The sequence below is a fragment of the Pseudoduganella albidiflava genome (genome assembly GCF_004322755.1).
Taxonomy (GTDB): domain Bacteria; phylum Pseudomonadota; class Gammaproteobacteria; order Burkholderiales; family Burkholderiaceae_D; genus Rugamonas; species Rugamonas albidiflava.
This window is the reverse complement of record NZ_CP036401.1, coordinates 4,044,814-4,061,239: the sequence shown is the minus strand read 5'-3', so window position 1 is coordinate 4,061,239 and position 16,426 is coordinate 4,044,814. Positions and strand designations below refer to the sequence as shown.

Here is a 16,426-nt window from a genome sequence, read left to right as displayed (position 1 = left end):
TCAGCGGGGTGGAGGCACCGTGATGCCGGCCTCGGTCTGCACCACCGTCTTCATCGTGCCGTCCGGGTTGTACTGCAGGTGTTCGACGGTGACGGCGCGCCGGCCGATGGCGCCGTTCATGTCGCCGATCGCCAGCGTGGCGTTGTGCAGGAACAGGTACCAGTTGTCCTTGAACTGCACGATGCCGGGATGGATCGTGAAGCTGTACTTGCCCGAGCCGGTGAGCAGGCCGCGGTGGGTCCACGGCCCCTCGATGCTGGGCGCCGTCGAGTAGGAAACATGCTCGTCGCGCTGCGTGGTGCGGTCCAGTGACGCATACGTCAGGTAGTACATCTTGCCACGCTTGTGCAGCCACGGGCCTTCCTCGAAATGGGGCGGCGTGATTTCGCGGATCGGGCCGTCGATCTCGGTCATGTTGGGCTTGAGCTTGGCGATATAGCACTGCCGGTTGCCCCAGGCCAGCCAGGTGGTGCCGTCGTCGTCGGTGAACACGGTGGGATCGATGTCTTCCCAGCTGTGCGTGCCCTTCGGCGTCATCGCGTTGGTGACGAGGGCCGAGCCGCGCGCATCGCGGAAGGGGCCGGTCGGCTTGTCCGACACCGCCACGGCGATGGCCTTGCCGGGATGCGTGCCATCGTGCTCGACGGCCGCATAGAAGTAGAACTTGCCGTTCTTTTCAATCGCCTGCGATGCCCAGGCATCCGCCTTGGCCCACTTGAAGTCCTTGACGTGCATGATGGGACCGTGATCGGTCCAGGTCTTCATGTCCTTCGTCGAATACACCAGCCATTCGCGCATGTTGAACATCTCGTCGCGCTGCGCCTCGTCGTGGCCCACGTACAGGTACAGCGTGTCGCCGACCACGAGCGGCGCGGGATCGGCCGTGAACTTGTCGCGGATGATCGGGTTCGACCCGGGCGCGGCGTTGGCTTGCGTGTTCTTCGCCTGGGCCGGCTTTGCTTGCGTCGTGTTCCCCTGCGCCGCCGCCGGCGCGGCCAATGCCGCCGCGCACACGGCAACGGCGGCCAGGCGCAGTGCCCGGCCGGATTCGCGTTTCGTGACTGCTTTCATGGTGTCTCCTTTTTGCTTTCTGGTTTTTACTTTGCTGCCTGCTTGACGACGTTCGCCTGCACGTACGGACCGACCACGACGCCGACGAAGCCCTTGGCCTTTTGAGTGGACAGGAACGTCACGTCCACCCCCGTCTTCAGCGTCTTCAGTTGCCCGCCCTTGTCTTTGCCATTCCTGTAGCGGTAGGCCGACTGGCCGCCGCGCATTTCCATGGCCAGTTCCACGCGCCCGTCCGGTGCCGGCGCCGTGCCGAGCAGCGTCTCCTTGCCGCCTTCGGATTTGTACAGCGCCACCACGCGCTTGCCATCCACCCGCGCCAGGCCCAGGAACATCCATGCGCCGTCGTTCTGCATCGCCAGCAGGCCGGCGCGGTCGCCATCGTGCTGCGGGGCGTAGTCGACGACCGTCGACACGGTGGCGTCATGGTGCTGCTGGCGCCGGCCGATGAAGCCCGGCACGCCGGCCAGGTCGCCCAGCGGCTGGCCCGCGTGCAGCACCAGCGCGCCACCTTTCAGATCGTACACGCTGGCGCGCGGCGTGCGCAGGCCCATCCAGCCCGGCGACAGCGGCCCGTCGAATTCGTCGACATAGGCGAAGTCGCCGTTCATCGGCACGGCGGGCGCGGGCTGCGCCGGCAGGTTTGGTTTCGCATGCGTGTAGGGAATCGGCTTGCCCTGTTCCAGGATCATCGGCCAGCCATCCTTCCACGTGACCGGCAGCAGGAACGTGTCGCGGCCGATGTTGTAGAAGTTGCCGGGGTAGGGGCGCGTGGCCAGGAACGCGGCCCACCATTCGCCGTTCTGCGTCTGCACGAACTTGGCGTGGCCGGCCGTCGTTACCGGATTCGGGCGCTGCGGGTCCAGGTCGCGCTGGGTCAGGATCGGGTTCACCGGTCCCGGCACGTACGGGCCCATCACGTCCTTCGAACGGAATACCACTTCGGAGTGGTTGTCGGCGGTGCCGCCCTCGGCGCAGATCAGGTAGTACCAGCCGTCTTTCCTGAAGATGTGCGGCGCCTCGATCCAGATCGGATTCTTTTTCGGGTCCACGCCGCCGTCGACCAGCACCTTCGGCTTGCCGATGCGCTGCAGCGAAGCGGGGTCCAGTTCGGTGATCCAGATGGCGCGGTGGCCGTCGTAGCGGGGCGTGCCTTCGGGGGCGTCGTTGTGGACCACGTACATCTTCTCGCCATCCCGGAAGATCGACGGGTCGATGCCGTTCAGCCCCTGCACGGTAACGGGTTTCGACCACGGTCCGGCCGGATTGGTGGCCGTGACGATGAAGTTGCCCACGCCGCCGGGGCAGCTGGCGCACGTGGTGATGATGTAGTAGCGGCCGTCGTGGTACGAGATGTCCGGGGCGAAGATGCCCTGCGAGCCGCGCACGCCGGTGAAGTCGATCTGGCCGGGGCGGTCCAGCGCATTGCCGACCTGCGTCCACGTGACCAGGTCCTTCGAATGCATCACCGGCAGGCCGGGGAAGTTCGTGAACGACGACGCCACCATGTAGTAGTCGTCGCCGGCGCGCACGATCGACGGGTCCGGGTAGTAGCCGGCCAGGACCGGATTGACGAATTCGCCCGGCTGCGGCCTGGCCCGTTCCTGTGTTTGCCCGGCGTAGCTGAAGCGCTCGAAACGCGCGCTGGCGGCGGGATTGTCCGCGCCGTGCGCCGAACCGGCCAGGAGAAGCGCTGCAAGGGATGCTGTTGGAAGTCTCATCGATGTAAAACCTGAAAAAAAACGCGGCCCCGTGATGGCAGGGCCGCCAACTCGCCGGAGCGAGACCATGAATCGTTACACTGAAACTGAAACTGAAACTGAAACTGAAACGTGAAACTAGAACGCCGTGCGCAGCGACATCGTGTAGCTGCGGCCCGGCTTGTACTCGTCGTAGATCGCGTTGCTGAACTGCGTGTAGGTCTGGCTGATCGCGTTGTTCAGGTTCCAGGCCGACAGCGTCACGTCGGTGTTGTAGGCGAAATTGAACATGCGCTTCAGGTTCATGCTCAGCGACAGGTCGACCTGCTTGCGTTCCGTCGTGTAGGCATAGGCGCCGCCCGGCACGGTGATACCCGTGCTGGTGTTGACCACGTGCGCGGCGGTGTGCTGGCGCGACACGCGGGCCGACAGGCCGTTGCGCTCGTAGTACAGCGTGAAGTTGTTGGTACGTGGCGGCACGCCGGCCACCGGCGGCGCATCCGCTGCCTCGTCCGTCTGCTTGGTGTAGGTGAAGTTGCCGGTAAAGCCGAAGCCTTTCACGGGCAGCATGTCCAGCGGCTGCTGCCACGTCAGTTCCACCCCACGCACCTTCAGCTTGGTGTCGATGTTGTAGGGTTCCGTGACCTCGACCAGGTGGTTTGCCCGGCCGCCGCTGGCGGTGACGGCCTGCTGCTGCGCATCCGTCAGGCCGATTTCGCCATACAGCGCATCGAGCTCGGCCAGCGTGTACTGCAGCACGCGCCGGCCGGGGCGGCTGGTGATGTCCTTGGCGAAGGCGCTGGCCGCCACGTAGGCCTCGCGGCTGAAGTAGTACTCGACGCCGGCATCGAGGTTGTTGGCGGCGAACGGTTTCAGGTTCGGGTTGGTGAGGTTGCCCTGGCGTGCGCCCTGGTCGCCGATCGACAGGCGGGTCTGGCGCAGATCGGCCGGGTTGGCGCGCGTCAGCGACTTCGAGCCGGACAGCCGGAAGATCGTGTTCGGCGTGATGTTGTAGGCCAGCGTGGCCGACGGCAGCGTGTTGCTGTAGCGCGTGGTTTCATACGCCCACGAGTCCAGGTTGGGATACAGGCCGCCGTTCTGCAGGCCGGCGTTGCGCGGGTCCGCCACGAACGACAGGTCGCCGATGGTCTGCCTGGTGCGCGCGTGCCGCAGGCCGGCGTTGTAGCGCAGCGTACGGCCGAAAACCTCGGCGCGGCCATTGATCTCGGCGAAGGCCGACGTCACCACCTCGCGGATATAGCCGCCGCTGCCGCTGTTGAAGCCCCGGTAGATATTGTCGCGGAAGAATTGGTAATCCGTGTCCTTGGCGAACTTGGGCCAGTCGACGGTGATGAAGCCGTGGTTGCTGGGGTGCGCGTACTGGGGCACGGCGGCATTCGGCACCACCGATCCCAGGTAAGCCAGCGGCGCGCCGCCCGCCGTGACGCCGGTACCGTAGCCGGGGTAGGCCGTGGCGGCATCGGCGATCGCCCCGGGCGTGCTGCGGCCATCGCAGCCGGGGGTGCGAAGCTGGGTGTTCGGCGCGAACAGGCGTGCGTTGACGTTGTTGCCGCAGGCGACGTTCATCCACGCGTCGGCCACGCTGTAGCCGCGGTAGCGGCGCTCGATGTCGTCCCATGCGCCGCCCACCTTCAGCGCGAAGTCGCTGTCGCCCCAGTTCACGTTCAGGCGCGAACCCTTGGTGGTGTTGGTGCGCTCGTACAGGTCCATGCGCAGCCCGGACAAGCCCTGGCCGGCCTGGTACCAGCCGAAGTTGGCGGCGTCGTTCACGTCCAGGTTGCCCGTGTAGGTCGGCGTCTGCCCCGCCGTCGTGTTGTCGTACGTGATGACGGAGTTGGCCGACGGGGTGGCCAGCAGCACGGTCGGCATGTCGCGCCAGAACGTGCTCTTGGTGTAGTTGACGTGGCCGTCGATCGTCCACTTGTCCGCCGGGCGCCATTCGAAGCCGGGGTTGAAGCTGCGGAACACGGTCTTCTCTTCCATCGGCCGGAATTCCAGCGACCAGAACGTGTTGGCGAAGGTGCCCTTGGTGATCACGCAGCCCACGGTGCAGTCGCTGCGGTCGAATTCCAGCCCGATCGGGATCGGCGTGTTGGCGCGGGTGCCCACGTTCATGCCTTCGGACAGCATGCTGTTTTCCTTTTGCGCGAACAGCGTGTCCAGGTAGATATCCCACTGGTCGTTCGGCTGCCACTGCACGCTGATGACTTCACCGGCGCGCTTGCGTTCGCCCTGGTAGACGATGTGGCGGCCCAGGCGGCCCATCAGGCCATTGTCGATCTGCTGGAGCGTGGCGCCGGGGTTCAGCGCCAGCAGCATGTTGCGGTCGATTTGCTTGCCCGGCACCAGCAGCGATTGCGCGTACGAGGGCAGGGAGGCCAGCGGCAGGCCGGACGGCACCGTGTCCGGGGTCGACTGCGAGCCGCCGCCGGTGCTGTTCGGCTTGTCCGCGGCGGTGGCCTGGAAGCCTTTCAATTGCAGGTTCCGCATGTCCACGGTCTGGAATGCGTCGGTCTTGTACTTGGTGTTCCCCCAGGCCACGCCGCCGAGGATGCCGAAGCGGCCGAAGGTGCTGTTTTTCCATGTGTTGCTGATCAGGGCCGAGCCGGTATTGCCCCATTTGCCGTCCTGGTCGCGGTAATTGCCCGACAGCGTGAAGGCCGAGCGCAATCCCGCCTTGTCGAACGGGCGCACGCTGCGCATGTTGACGGTGCCGGCGATGCCGCCTTCGATCACGCTGGCCTGCTGGCTCTTGTAGACGGTGGCGCTGCGGAACAGTTCCGAGGGCAGGAAATCCATGTCCACTTCGCGGTTGGCGCTGATGTTGCCGCCCCAGCTGCCGGCCGACGCCGACGCCATCGGCGCGCCATTGAGCAGCACGCGGGTGAATGCCGGGCCCATGCCGCGGATCGAGATGTTCATGCCTTCGCCGTCGATCGACGCACGGGTGACCTGCACGCCGGGGACGCGCGACAGCGCGTCGGCGATGTTCGGATCGGGGAACTTGCCCATGTCCTCGGAGAACACGGTATCGGACAGGCCGATGTTGTCGCGCTTTTCGGCGGCCGACAGGCCCAGGGAGCTGCGGTAGCCGCTGACGGTCACCGTCGGCACGATCGGGGCCGCCGGGCTGCCCGCCACGCTTTGCGCGGCTGCGCTGGCAGTGGTGCCGGCCGTGGTGGCGGCGGCGGTGGTGCTAGCGGTGGCGCTGGTGCTGGCGGTGCCTTCCGCAGCAAGCGGACCCGGCAACGTGCCAGCCTGCGACTGGGCATACACACTGCCGACGATGGTCGAGATAACGCTCAGCACGAGCGCGTCGCGGCCCAAGCGGCGCCGGGCGGCGCCTGCAACTTTTTTGTTCATCCATGTCTCCGTTATTGTCTGCCTCGAGGGCGCTGTCGGCCGGTGCTACCGTGCCGCATGTTTTTACTGGATTTTCTATTGCTGGATTAACAACATCTGTGTCCGATAGTGCTGGTGTTCTTGTTTTGTCCTTTCGTTTCAGGTAGGCGGGGTGATAGCGTTGATCAAAAATGATATGCGCAACCATCAATCATGCGGGTGAGCATTTCGCCGCCGCAGCAGGGTACTTTCAGCGCACTGAAATATTTGCTGGCCGTGGGAGCGAATCTAGACCTTGTTTTATCGCTAATCCAATAACTTATATCGCCGAATCGATATCGAAATCGATATCATCCAACCTGATTCGCTCGTATCGTGACGTAAGTCCCTGGATTGAAATGAATAGCGCAATCATCACTTTTGGTAGCGCTTCCAATTTCTTTTCGCGCGACGAGTGTGAGATGACGTGTTTTTGCAACATCGTGCATGCTGTAAGCTCATGCTTTTGCCCCAATATCATTGCAAGCCACCCATGCTGATCAACTGCGTCGCCTACCAGGAAGGCAAGAAACTGACCGATGTCCCCGTGGTGGACATCAGCGAGTACCTGAAAGAACCCGAGACCTTCGTGTGGGTCGCCCTGCGCGATCCGGACGTCGATGAAATCGCCGTCATGCAGGATGAGTTCAGCCTGCACGAACTGGCCATCGAAGACGCCGCGCGCGGCCACCAGCGGCCCAAGATGGAAGAGTACGGAGCGAGCATCTTCGTCGTGGTGCACATCGTGGAAATGGATGGCGACGAGTTGACGATCGGCCAGCTGGCCGTGTTCGCGGGGCCGAACTATGTGCTGTCGGTGCGGCGCGATTCGCACCAGGATTTCCTCGGCGTGCGCGCCCGGGCCGAGCGCGAACCGCACCAGCTGAACAAGGGCGCTGGCTTCGTGCTGTATGCGCTGGTCGATGCCGTGGTCGACCGCTACTTCCCCATCGTCGACATGCTCGAATCGGAACTCGAATCGATCGAGGACCACATCTTCAGCCAGAAGGACGAGCAGCGCGCCAACGTCGAGCGCCTGTATGCGCTCAAGCGCAAGGCACTGGTGCTGCGCCACGCCGTGATGCCGCTGATGGATGCGGTGGGCAGGCTGCATGGGGGGCGGGTGCCGGCCGTGGTGGCGGAAACGCAGGACTACTTCCGCGACGTGCACGACCACCTGTTCCGCATCGCCGGCCGGCTCGACGCGGTGCGCGACACCATCAACACGGCGATCCAGGTGACGCTGTCGATGGTGGCCATCGAAGAAAACGACATCAGCAAGAAGCTGGCGGCGTATGCGGCGATCTTCGCCGCGTTTACGGCCTTTGCCGGTGTGTGGGGCATGAATTTCGAGTACATGCCGGAGCTGAAATGGAAGTACGGCTACCCGTTCGCGCTGTGCACGATGGCCGTCGTGTGCGGCTACCTGTTCCGGCGCTTCAGGAAGGCCGGCTGGCTGTGATCGGACGGTAGCGTACCCATTTATCCAGAAAAAACCCTTTATGATGTAAGGAAATATTTACTATTTGTCATAAATCCGTCATACTTCGAACCCTCCAAGCAATGCTCCAGACGCAGCACTGATAACGCTAGCAGCACCGGTCATCGGAGCAGGTAGCCGTTCGGAAGATCCCCGCAGGCGCGACTCTCCACACCTCGTGTGGCCGCGCCGGGTCGCTCGCTGAGGAGGTCGAAGATGAGAACAATGGTATTGGAAGTGGTAGTAGCCGACGCGCCGGTGGACGAGGCGTGCCGGCGTGTCATGCAAAAACTGGTGGCGGCGGGCTGTGTGCAGGCCGACGTGCCATATTCCCTGGAACCCTTCCAGGTGGCGGAGCCGGACCTGCGCTACCTGTTGAACCACGGCGAAGTCTACGAGCCCGGCACCTCGCTGGTGATGCCGGTGCTGCGCTCGGTCTCGGTGGAAAAGAAGGGCGCCGACGTGGGCAAGGTCGCCTTTGTGCTGGCGGTCAATTTAAGCTGAACTAAGCTGAGCTGAGCTGGGCCTGCGTGAGCCGAATTGCGCTGAGCCGAATTGCACTCAACCGCAACGTGCTTTGTGCGGCCCCTTACTGGCATATCAATCCTTCGACGCAAACCCGAACCAGGCCGGTCCGTTCAGGCCGCCGCGCGGCCGATGTCGGTCACGTGCTGGTGGATAGCGTTCTTTTCCAGCATGTGCAGCGGCAGGCTCACGAAGATGCCCATGCGCGCGCGGATCTGGTGGAACGCCTGGTGGTAAGCGGCACGCCTGTGCTCTTCGGTACCCGTTGCCGCCGCGGGATCCTCGACATCCCAGTGCGCCGTGATCGGATGGCCCGGCCAGTACGGGCAAGCCTCGCCGGCGGCATCGTCGCAGACGGTGAAGATGAAATCCATCTCAGGCGCGCCCGGCTCGGCGAATTCGTCCCAGCTCTTGCTGCGCAGCTGGTCGAGCGGATAGCCGGTCGGCCGGATCTGCTCGAGTGCCAGCGGATCGACGCTGCCGGCCGGGTGGCTGCCCGCGGAAAAGCCGCGGAAGCGGCCGTTGCCCATCGTCGCGACGAGCGCTTCGGCCATGATGCTGCGCACCGCATTGCCGGTGCAGAGGAACAGAACGTTATAAACCTTTTCTTCCATCGGGATTCCTTCGGGATTGCGCTGCGCGGCAACGGGCGGTGCTCCGCCTCGTCATGCCGGCAACCGGATTGCCAAAGGTAACCCGCGATCTTGACCGCCTGATGACATGCGCCACGCCAGCCCGCAGTTTGGCGGGGCCACTCTGGCGGCGTCAGATGCGCAGGGCGGGGTAGCGACGGAAGATGCGCCGGTACCACGGCAGCTGCCAGAACAGGCAGCCGGCCGCGCGCAGCGCCTCGCGCTCGGGCATGCCGGCCGCGATCAGGCTGTCCGCGGCGCGCAGGTGGGCGACCAGCCGCAGCCCGTCGCGCAGCAGCCAGGCCGCCGCGGCCGATACCATGCCGAGCGCGATCCACGCCATGCCGCCCGCGGCGGCGAGTTCGAGTCCGATCCGGTCCATGCTGGGCTGCCTTGTCGGTGGGGAGCAACCATGCCAGCGTAGGCGACGAATATGACGGCCGGATGACATGGCGGCGGCGCCCCGGCATCCGGTGTGCTCTGCTGATAGCGTTCGCCACAGATGAATCAAGTCCGGCGTTCAGGAAAGCGGCGTTAAATCACTTCAATGCTGGCTGGGTCTGGAACGGCCTGTGGCACCTGGCGTGGGAGAGGGCAGATGTTGTCGATTCGTTGCTGCCGTGCCAGCGCTGCCACGTTCCTGTCGGCGACGACTGCCCAGCAACTTGTCCTGGTAGCAACGAGAGAGTACATTGGTCGTACCGACCGGCCGCTTTCGGCCAGAAGCAGCCGTTTGTGAGACAGTTTGTGAGAATCAAGAAAGAGAAGATGGCTCCGTATCAGTACGTTATTTCGTTAAGGATTTGGCATCCGCATATGGCACACGAAGAGCTTACTAAGCACGCTGGGCGCTCGCCCAAATACAGTTGGTCGGCAGGAACTCCTCGATACTCAAGGAAGGGAGTGCCGCTAGGTGGCAACCACAAGACTTCCTACTGGTCAACCGAACTCACACCGGTAACCATGCTTTCTGAACCCATCGAGGTAGAGGAAGCACTAGAGTTTCAAACCGAGCACTTTTCAAAGAAAGCTCAGTTCTTCAGTCGGGTTCGCGCGGAAGGGGGAAAGGCAGAATTCTTTGTCGGACTATTCAGTGATGAAAATATTGTTGTCGATATTCAGCCCTCGCTCATGGGAAGGCTCTCACACCTGAGTCTGGGTCTTTGCCTTGATTACTACCCTTGGAAAAGGGATGAGAGTCCGGAATCAACTTGATGTAGCTGGGAACGTCCGCAATGGGGCGTTAGCAGTCGTTGCCTCGACTAACTTTATTGATAGCGCCGCAGGCCCCTTTCCGATCGGGCATACCCCGACGAACTACCACGCCGTATTCGCCGCCGGCGGCGCCTTGCGTCTTACTTCACCATGCCGAGCTGCTTGAACATGTTGATGTCTTCCAGGTGCCAGTTGTCAGTGATCTTGCCGTCGACGACCTGGTAAAGGTCCATGGCCTGGAAATCGATCTTCTGGCCTTTGCCTTGCACCTTGCCCATTTTGCCCGTGAACGTGCCCGTGAAATGCAGGCGCACGACGACACGGTTGCCGGCGGCGACGACTTCCTCCAAGTCGGCGCGCAGGTCCGGCACGGCGGCGCGAAACGCCTGCGACGCCTTGATCGGACCTTGCGGGCCTTGCGGACGGCCCGCCGGCAGCGTGCGGTCTGTGAAATTCGGGGCCAGCGCGGCCTCGGCGAATTCTGGCTTGCCGGTGTTCCAGAACGCGGCATAGCGGCGGGCGGCCAGGATGTTAGCGGCGGTGGCCGGGGTCTCGCCGTTGATCACGCGGGGCGTCGGCAAGTCGGCGTCCGTGGCGGCGTGGGCGGCGGGCACTGCCAGGGAGCAAACGGCTATGGCGGCGAGCAGGGAAAAGCAATGCGGACGGAAGCGGAAAATAGTCATGGGTCGATCCTTCAGCTGTGGATGAAATGGCGGGCGCCATCCGCATGATAGCGCTATCAAACGACGTGATCAATGATCCGTGAGGAACGCCGCGTGCCGGTTGCGCGGCAGGCGGCTGGTGCCCGTGATCTTCCGCCAGACGACCATTCGGGGCATCGCCGTAGCACCGCGCACTTCGTTCGACCGAATGACCCGTTCCTCGACAAGCACGGCATCAAGCATGTCATCGACAAGGTCTATGCATTCGACGAAGCCGAGCAAGCCTACGAGCATCTGGCGCGTGGACCATTCGGCAAAGTGGTGATCAAGGTTGCCGATCAATCTCGACCGCTAGCCTGCCAGAAGCAGGCCCTGCGGAAGAAAAGGCTAACGATAAGGACGCTGTGATTGAACGTCTGCAATGGGGTGGAAGCAGACTTTCGCTTAGCGCACGTGTCCACCAGGCTGTCGCAAACCTCATGTTGCAAGCTGCCGATCGAGACCGGTACTCCGAGCAACTGTAGCAAACATCAGCTGCGCAAATAATCGGGCAAAGCGGCCCGCCTCATAGGGGAACGTGCGGCAAACCATATCGTCTGTCTACATCCGGCCCGTGCTTCACGCTTCACACCTCACACCTCACACCTCACACTTCCCACTGCATCTTGACGGTCAGCGAGCCATTGACGGCATTCCCCTCGCTGGCGCGGTCCCGAGAGTAGCCGACCGACAGCGAACGGCCATGCCGCCACAGGTGCCGGTACAGCAGCGAGCGGTGCGAGCCCCGATCGGCCGACGGCGCCAGGCCGGACACGCCATCATCGCGCCGCGACGACGAGGTGTTCTGCGCCAGCAGGCGCAGCGAATCGCTGGCGGTGAAGTGCAGCATGCCGAGCCAGCGCCAGCCGTTGTCGGCGAAGGCGGGGCGGCCCTGCGTGCCGTCGATCCATGCCCGGTTGAGGCGCACATCCGATTCGATCGCCCAGGCGCGCCCGGCCGGGGCCAGCGGGAATGGAAAGCGGAAGCCCGCATCGACGACGACGTTGCCGCCATGCCCCACCCGGTCGGCGTCCACGTCGAGCTGCCGGCCCAGCGTGACCTCGGCCTTCAGCACCGGCATCCACGGCAGCGGCGACGACGCGAAGCCGAAGTGCAGGGCGCGCGTATCGTGCAGCTGGCCGCCGCGGCGTGCGCGCTGCCGGTCGAAGCCCAGGTTGGCCCACAGGTCCGTCTGGCGGCCGGTGCGGAACCAGATGCCCGGCTGGATTTTGCGTTCGACGATCTCGTTGGCCGGCTGCTCCAGCGTGGCATCGGACAGCGTGCGGATCTCGTGCAGGCCGAGATGCGCCTCGAACTCGTACAGTTTCAGCGGCGCGGCGCCGAACGGCACCTCGTGCTCGCCGAGGCGGCGATTCAGATTGATGTCGGTCTTGACGACGCCGGCCTGCGGCACGAAACCGTTGTCGTTGACGAAGCCGGGCCCGATGGCTTCGACCTTTGCCTCGTTCCACCAGTTGTCGTTGATCTGCACCAGCCGGCCCTGCGCGTAGCTGCCGTGCCGCACCGGCACCCTGGCGGTGCGGGCGTGCGGCTCCTCGACAAAGCCGGCGCTGTTTTGCGAATGCATCAGCAGCCACGACGCCTGGTGGCCGTTGCCGCGCCACTGGCCATCGAAGCCGGCCACCTCGTTGCTGCCGCCATCGCCATAGCCGCGCTGCGACACGAAAGCGCCCAGCAGCATGCCGTCGCGATGCCAGCGCGCCCGCGCCATGCTGGCCAGCGTGCGCCGCGTCTGCGTATACTCGGCCGTTTCATACACGCGCCCGCGCATCACCACGCCGCCTTCCTCGTCGCGCAGGCTCATCGCCGTCGCATCCGCTTGCGCATTGCGCCACGTGGCGCGCAAGCCCCATTGCGGGCTGGCGATCGTGCGCGAGTAGAACGCCGACAGGGGCAGGCCCAGCACGTCGGCGCTCTCCAGGAAGAAGCCGCGCTTTTCCGGCAGCGACAGCGCGATGCGGCTGGCGCCGGTGGGCATCGGCTCGTCGATCTCCACCTGGGAGAAATCGGGATTGAGCGTGGCATTGAACACCCAGTCGGCGCGGGGCCGCGCGTTGATTTCCAGCCCCGCGCTGGCCTTGTTCGCATGCCGGCGGCCGGTGTCGTCGCGGTCGCGGTTGGCACGCACGGTCAGTTCCGGCTTCAGTTCAAGGAACGACCGGTCGCGCACGGCCTGCACGGTGCCGGCCATGCCGCCGATTTCCTGCAGCGCGTCGATGTAGCTGAGCGAGCCGGTCTTCAGCGGCGTGCTGGTGAGCCGCAGCCCGCCCGCGTGCGGCACGCTGCGCTCGACCATCAGGCGCCACGTCTTGCCGTCTTCGTACGGGAAGCGCAGGTTCGACATGGGCCAGCGGATCTCCATGCTGTAGCCGTCCGGCAGGCGGCGCACCGCCGCATCGATGGGGAAGTCGGGACCCAGGTCATCCTCGTCCTCGTCGGCGCGGTACATGCCGTCGCTGAGCACTCCGTCGATATTGACGCGCACGAACTGGGCGGCGCGGCCATGGCCGGTAGGATCGAGCCAGATGCCGATGAAGTCCTGGTCCTGCGCCACCTTGTCGCGCCGCGCCAGCGAGCTGCGCATGCCGGCCGGCGTGCCGTCCCATGCGCGGATGCCGAAGATCAGCGCATCGCCATCGATCAGCAGGCGCACGGTGGTGCGCAGCCCCGGCGGCAGCGGCTTGCCATTCTCCGGCAGGAACTGGTGGAAGGTGCCGAATTCAGGTGCGTCCTGCCACACGGTCTCCTGCAGGTCGCCATCCACGGTGACGAGCTGGTGGCGGTCGAGCAGCAGGGCGGGCAGCGATGCCAGCACCGCGCCATCCTCGGCATGGACGGCGAGCGGCAGGGCGAGGAAACAGGCGAACGATGTGGCTTTCTGGATGAAATTCATGAACTGGAATAAGTGCGTACCGTCGGGCTGACGCGGCGCGGCAGTCTAGCATTATCTTTTTCATCATTCCATGGGTAAATTGTCGCCAGGTGCCGGCGGGACGTTCGTGGCACGCGCCTCCGTCCTATACTCGACGCTTCTCGATCCATCCAGGAAGACGCCATGGCCCCAACTGCCTCGATCCGCATGCGCAAGGTCCTCGCCGCTGCGGATGGCGCGGCACCGCCGGAATTCCCGGATGGCGTGTGCGCCGTGCCGTTCGTTCCCGCGCTGCATGCGCGGCCCGCCCATGCGCTGCTGGCCGCCGCCCACCCGGACCGCGGCGAAAGCTTCGACGAGTGGTGGACGGGTTTGAGCCGCGACGCCGAGTTCGACGCCGATACGTTCTTCATCGCCATCGATGCGCATGGCGGCGTTGCCGGGGCCGCGATCTGCTGGAACGTGCCGTTCGTGAAGGACATCGTGGTGGCGCCCGCATGGCGGCGCCGCGGCCTCGGCGCGGCATTGATGCGGCATGCGTTCGCCTGGTTCGCGCGGCGCGGCCATCAGCATGTCGACCTGAAGGTCGACAGCGGCAATGTGGACGCACGGGGCTTGTATCACCGCCTCGGCATGCGCGAGCTGCCGGCGTGAACGTGGACGGCTCAGTCCAACGATAGGCGCACCCGCGGCGTCGGCGGTGAAACGCGCGATGCCTTCAGCGTGGCCACGAAGGCATGTCCAAAATCTGGAATGTCTTAAATTGATACAGTACAATCGATCCAGGACCATCGAAGAACCACGCGACATTCACCACCCGAGCGGAGACGCGCCAATGCCCATGAGCACCCCGATCCTGCAATTCGGTACCAGCCGCTTCCTGCAGGCGCATGTCGACCTGTTCGTCGACGAAGCGCTGGAACGGGGCGAGGCACTGGGCCGCATCGCGGTGGTGCAGACCACCGGCAATGCGCAGAGCCTGCGCCGCATCGCCGCGCTGGCGGCACCGGGCGGCTATCCCGTGCGCATCCGCGGCCGCGCTGCGGGGCAGGTGGTCGACGATGAGCGCCGCGTCACCGCCATCGCGGCGGGCTTCGATGCCGCCACCGACTGGGCCGCCATCCGCACGCTGGTGGAGAGCACGGTGCAGGTGATCGTGTCGAACACCGGCGACCGCGGCTACGAGCTGTCGGCCGGGGATGGTCCGCACCTGATCGAAAGCGGCACGCCGCCGCGCAGCTTCCCCGCCAAGCTGCTGGTGCTGCTGCACTGGCGCTGGCGCCACGGCGGCGCGCCCATCACGCTGTACCCGTGCGAGCTGGTGGCCCACAACGGCAGCGTGCTGCGCGAAGTGGTGGCCAGGCTGGCCCGCGCGTGGTGGCTGGACGAAGCGTTCACCGGATGGCTGTGCAGCCGCTGCATCTGGGTCGATTCGCTGGTGGACCGCATCGTCTCCGAGGCGCTCGAACCGGCCGGCGCGGTGGCCGAACCGTACGCGCTGTGGGCGATCGAGGCGCAGCCGGGCATGGTGCTGCCGTGCCGCCATCCGCGCGTCATCGTCACGGACCGGCTGGCAACCTATGAACGGCGCAAGCTGTACCTGCTCAATGCGGCGCACACCTTCATGGCCGAGCGGTGGCTGGCGGAAGACCGCGCGGCCGATGAAACGGTGGCGCAGGCGATGGGCGATCCAATGCTGCGGGGCGAGCTGGAAGCGCTGTGGGAAGGCGAGATCCTGCCCGTGTTCGACGGCCTGGGCGAAGGTGCCGAGGCGCGCGCCTACCTGGCGGACGTGCGCGAGCGCTTCATCAATCCTTTCCTGGCGCACCGCCTGGCCGACATCGCCCAGAACCACGCCGAGAAGAAGCGCCGCCGGCTGCTACCGCTGGTCACGCTGGCCAGCGAGCTGGAACTGGGCCTGCCGCAACCGCGCCTGTATGCCGCGCTGCACATGGAGGCGGCATGAGGATCGATGCGCACCAGCACTTCTGGCGCCTGGCCGCGCGTAACGGCGGATGGCCCCCGCCGGAGCTGGCCGCCATCCACCGCGATGTCGAGCCGGCCGACCTGCAGCCGCTGCTGCGCGCGCACGGCATCGACGCCACCGTGCTGGTGCAGTCGCTGCCCGACGAAGCCGATACCCGCTACATGCTCGGCCTGGCCGGCCGCTTCGATTTCATCGCCGCGGTGGTGGGGTGGACGGACCTGAAGGCGCCCGACGCGCCGCGCCGCATCGCCGCGCTGGCGGCGCACGGCCGGCTGCGCGGCTTGCGGCCGATGCTGCAGGACCTGGCCGACGAACGGTGGATCGACGACCCCGCGCTGGGCCCGGCCGTGGATGCCATGCAACGCCACGGCCTGGCCTTCGACGCGCTGGTCCTGCCGCGGCACTTGCCGGCGCTGCTGGCCTTCGCCCGGCGCTTTCCAGAGTTGCCGATCGTCGTCGACCACATCGGCAAGCCGGCCATTGCGGCCGGTGCCACGGCCGGGTGGCGCGACGATATCGCCGCGCTGGCCGCGCTGCCGCAGGTGCACTGCAAACTGTCGGGCATGGTGACCGAGGCAGGGCGCGACTGGACTGTCGAGCAGCTGCGCCCCTGGGCGTGCCACGTGCTGGAGGTATTCGGCGCCGGCCGCGTGCTGTGGGGCAGCGACTGGCCGGTGCTCGACCTGGCGGCCGACTACGGCCGCTGGCTGTCGGCCAGCGAGGCGCTGCTGGGGCACATCGACGAGAGCGGCCGGCGCGCGGTCTTCGGTGGCAATGCCGCGCGGTTCTACCGTATTGCCGGGCCAGGGAAGGTCTGCTGATC

General features: G+C 65.3%; 14 protein-coding genes. 7 read left to right on the top strand and 7 right to left on the bottom strand.

Going from position 1 to position 16,426, the window contains the following annotated elements; genetic code table 11:
• The 3 genes from EYF70_RS16715 to EYF70_RS16705 form a co-directional block, all read right to left on the bottom strand.
• On the bottom strand, positions 1–1,071 hold the full coding sequence (locus EYF70_RS16715) for a glycoside hydrolase family 43 protein (protein ID WP_131146414.1): 1,071 nt from the start codon (positions 1,069–1,071) through the stop codon (positions 1–3).
• Positions 1,072–1,097: 26 nt separating this feature from the next.
• Positions 1,098–2,789 (bottom strand): glycoside hydrolase family 43 protein, encoded by a 1,692-nt coding sequence (locus tag EYF70_RS16710; protein WP_131146413.1) that lies wholly within the window; start codon positions 2,787–2,789, stop codon positions 1,098–1,100.
• 117 nt (positions 2,790–2,906) lie between these two features.
• The gene (locus tag EYF70_RS16705) at positions 2,907–6,152 is read right to left on the bottom strand and encodes a TonB-dependent receptor (protein ID WP_165497699.1); all 3,246 of its coding nucleotides are present in this window, start codon (positions 6,150–6,152) and stop codon (positions 2,907–2,909) included.
• 511 nt (positions 6,153–6,663) lie between these two features.
• On the opposite strand from EYF70_RS16705, the gene corA reads away from it, so the two are divergent.
• Both corA and EYF70_RS16695 read left to right on the top strand, forming a co-directional pair.
• Positions 6,664–7,632 carry a magnesium/cobalt transporter CorA gene (gene corA / locus EYF70_RS16700; RefSeq protein WP_131146411.1) on the top strand — a complete coding sequence of 323 codons (969 nt, stop codon included), beginning with the start codon at positions 6,664–6,666 and terminating at the stop codon, positions 7,630–7,632.
• A gap of 234 nt (positions 7,633–7,866) precedes the next feature.
• Positions 7,867–8,154, top strand: a complete 288-nt coding sequence (locus EYF70_RS16695) for a hypothetical protein (RefSeq protein WP_131146410.1) — start codon at positions 7,867–7,869, stop codon at positions 8,152–8,154.
• Positions 8,155–8,288: 134 nt separating this feature from the next.
• Here the strand turns inward: EYF70_RS16695 and EYF70_RS16690 are convergent, their stop codons facing one another.
• Positions 8,289–8,789, bottom strand: a complete 501-nt coding sequence (locus tag EYF70_RS16690) for an arsenate reductase ArsC (RefSeq protein ID WP_131146409.1) — start codon at positions 8,787–8,789, stop codon at positions 8,289–8,291.
• A 151-nt stretch (positions 8,790–8,940) separates the two neighbouring features.
• Positions 8,941–9,189, bottom strand: a complete 249-nt coding sequence (locus EYF70_RS16685; RefSeq protein ID WP_131146408.1) for a hypothetical protein — start codon at positions 9,187–9,189, stop codon at positions 8,941–8,943.
• A gap of 365 nt (positions 9,190–9,554) precedes the next feature.
• Between EYF70_RS16685 and EYF70_RS16680 the strand changes: the two genes are divergently transcribed.
• Positions 9,555–10,022 (top strand): DUF4279 domain-containing protein, encoded by a 468-nt coding sequence (locus tag EYF70_RS16680; RefSeq protein WP_131146407.1) that lies wholly within the window; start codon positions 9,555–9,557, stop codon positions 10,020–10,022.
• 140 nt (positions 10,023–10,162) lie between these two features.
• Here the strand turns inward: EYF70_RS16680 and EYF70_RS16675 are convergent, their stop codons facing one another.
• Positions 10,163–10,705, bottom strand: coding sequence for an ester cyclase (locus tag EYF70_RS16675; protein ID WP_131146406.1), 543 nt, complete (start codon positions 10,703–10,705; stop codon positions 10,163–10,165).
• A 72-nt stretch (positions 10,706–10,777) separates the two neighbouring features.
• On the opposite strand from EYF70_RS16675, the gene EYF70_RS16670 reads away from it, so the two are divergent.
• The gene (locus EYF70_RS16670; protein ID WP_229420417.1) at positions 10,778–11,092 is read left to right on the top strand and encodes a hypothetical protein; all 315 of its coding nucleotides are present in this window, start codon (positions 10,778–10,780) and stop codon (positions 11,090–11,092) included.
• 238 nt (positions 11,093–11,330) lie between these two features.
• Here the strand turns inward: EYF70_RS16670 and EYF70_RS16665 are convergent, their stop codons facing one another.
• Complete coding sequence (locus EYF70_RS16665) at positions 11,331–13,637, bottom strand: DOMON domain-containing protein (RefSeq protein ID WP_174800412.1); 2,307 nt, start codon at positions 13,635–13,637, stop codon at positions 11,331–11,333.
• Between the two features lie 162 nt (positions 13,638–13,799).
• Between EYF70_RS16665 and EYF70_RS16660 the strand changes: the two genes are divergently transcribed.
• The 3 genes from EYF70_RS16660 to EYF70_RS16650 all read left to right on the top strand — a co-directional run bounded on the left by EYF70_RS16660 (position 13,800) and on the right by EYF70_RS16650 (position 16,424).
• Positions 13,800–14,270, top strand: a complete 471-nt coding sequence (locus tag EYF70_RS16660; RefSeq protein WP_131146405.1) for a GNAT family N-acetyltransferase — start codon at positions 13,800–13,802, stop codon at positions 14,268–14,270.
• Between the two features lie 187 nt (positions 14,271–14,457).
• Complete coding sequence (locus tag EYF70_RS16655) at positions 14,458–15,582, top strand: mannitol dehydrogenase family protein (RefSeq protein ID WP_131146404.1); 1,125 nt, start codon at positions 14,458–14,460, stop codon at positions 15,580–15,582.
• Positions 15,579–16,424 carry an amidohydrolase family protein gene (locus tag EYF70_RS16650; RefSeq protein WP_131146403.1) on the top strand — a complete coding sequence of 282 codons (846 nt, stop codon included), beginning with the start codon at positions 15,579–15,581 and terminating at the stop codon, positions 16,422–16,424. Before EYF70_RS16655 ends, EYF70_RS16650 begins: the two co-directional genes overlap by 4 nt.
• The last annotated feature ends 2 nt before the right edge of the window (positions 16,425–16,426 follow it).

What these genes read in the sequence shown, in the direction of transcription:
- EYF70_RS16715 (WP_131146414.1), bottom strand. Translation starts at nt 1,071, where the DNA reads ATGAAAGCAGTCACGAAACGCGAATCCGGCCGGGCACTGCGCCTGGCC.
- EYF70_RS16710 (WP_131146413.1), bottom strand. Translation starts at nt 2,789, where the DNA reads ATGAGACTTCCAACAGCATCCCTTGCAGCGCTTCTCCTGGCCGGTTCG.
- EYF70_RS16705 (WP_165497699.1), bottom strand. Translation starts at nt 6,152, where the DNA reads ATGAACAAAAAAGTTGCAGGCGCCGCCCGGCGCCGCTTGGGCCGCGAC.
- corA (WP_131146411.1), top strand. Translation starts at nt 6,664, where the DNA reads ATGCTGATCAACTGCGTCGCCTACCAGGAAGGCAAGAAACTGACCGAT.
- EYF70_RS16695 (WP_131146410.1), top strand. Translation starts at nt 7,867, where the DNA reads ATGAGAACAATGGTATTGGAAGTGGTAGTAGCCGACGCGCCGGTGGAC.
- EYF70_RS16690 (WP_131146409.1), bottom strand. Translation starts at nt 8,789, where the DNA reads ATGGAAGAAAAGGTTTATAACGTTCTGTTCCTCTGCACCGGCAATGCG.
- EYF70_RS16685 (WP_131146408.1), bottom strand. Translation starts at nt 9,189, where the DNA reads ATGGACCGGATCGGACTCGAACTCGCCGCCGCGGGCGGCATGGCGTGG.
- EYF70_RS16675 (WP_131146406.1), bottom strand. Translation starts at nt 10,705, where the DNA reads ATGACTATTTTCCGCTTCCGTCCGCATTGCTTTTCCCTGCTCGCCGCC.
- EYF70_RS16670 (WP_229420417.1), top strand. Translation starts at nt 10,778, where the DNA reads ATGATCCGTGAGGAACGCCGCGTGCCGGTTGCGCGGCAGGCGGCTGGT.
- EYF70_RS16665 (WP_174800412.1), bottom strand. Translation starts at nt 13,637, where the DNA reads ATGAATTTCATCCAGAAAGCCACATCGTTCGCCTGTTTCCTCGCCCTG.
- EYF70_RS16660 (WP_131146405.1), top strand. Translation starts at nt 13,800, where the DNA reads ATGGCCCCAACTGCCTCGATCCGCATGCGCAAGGTCCTCGCCGCTGCG.
- EYF70_RS16655 (WP_131146404.1), top strand. Translation starts at nt 14,458, where the DNA reads ATGAGCACCCCGATCCTGCAATTCGGTACCAGCCGCTTCCTGCAGGCG.
- EYF70_RS16650 (WP_131146403.1), top strand. Translation starts at nt 15,579, where the DNA reads ATGAGGATCGATGCGCACCAGCACTTCTGGCGCCTGGCCGCGCGTAAC.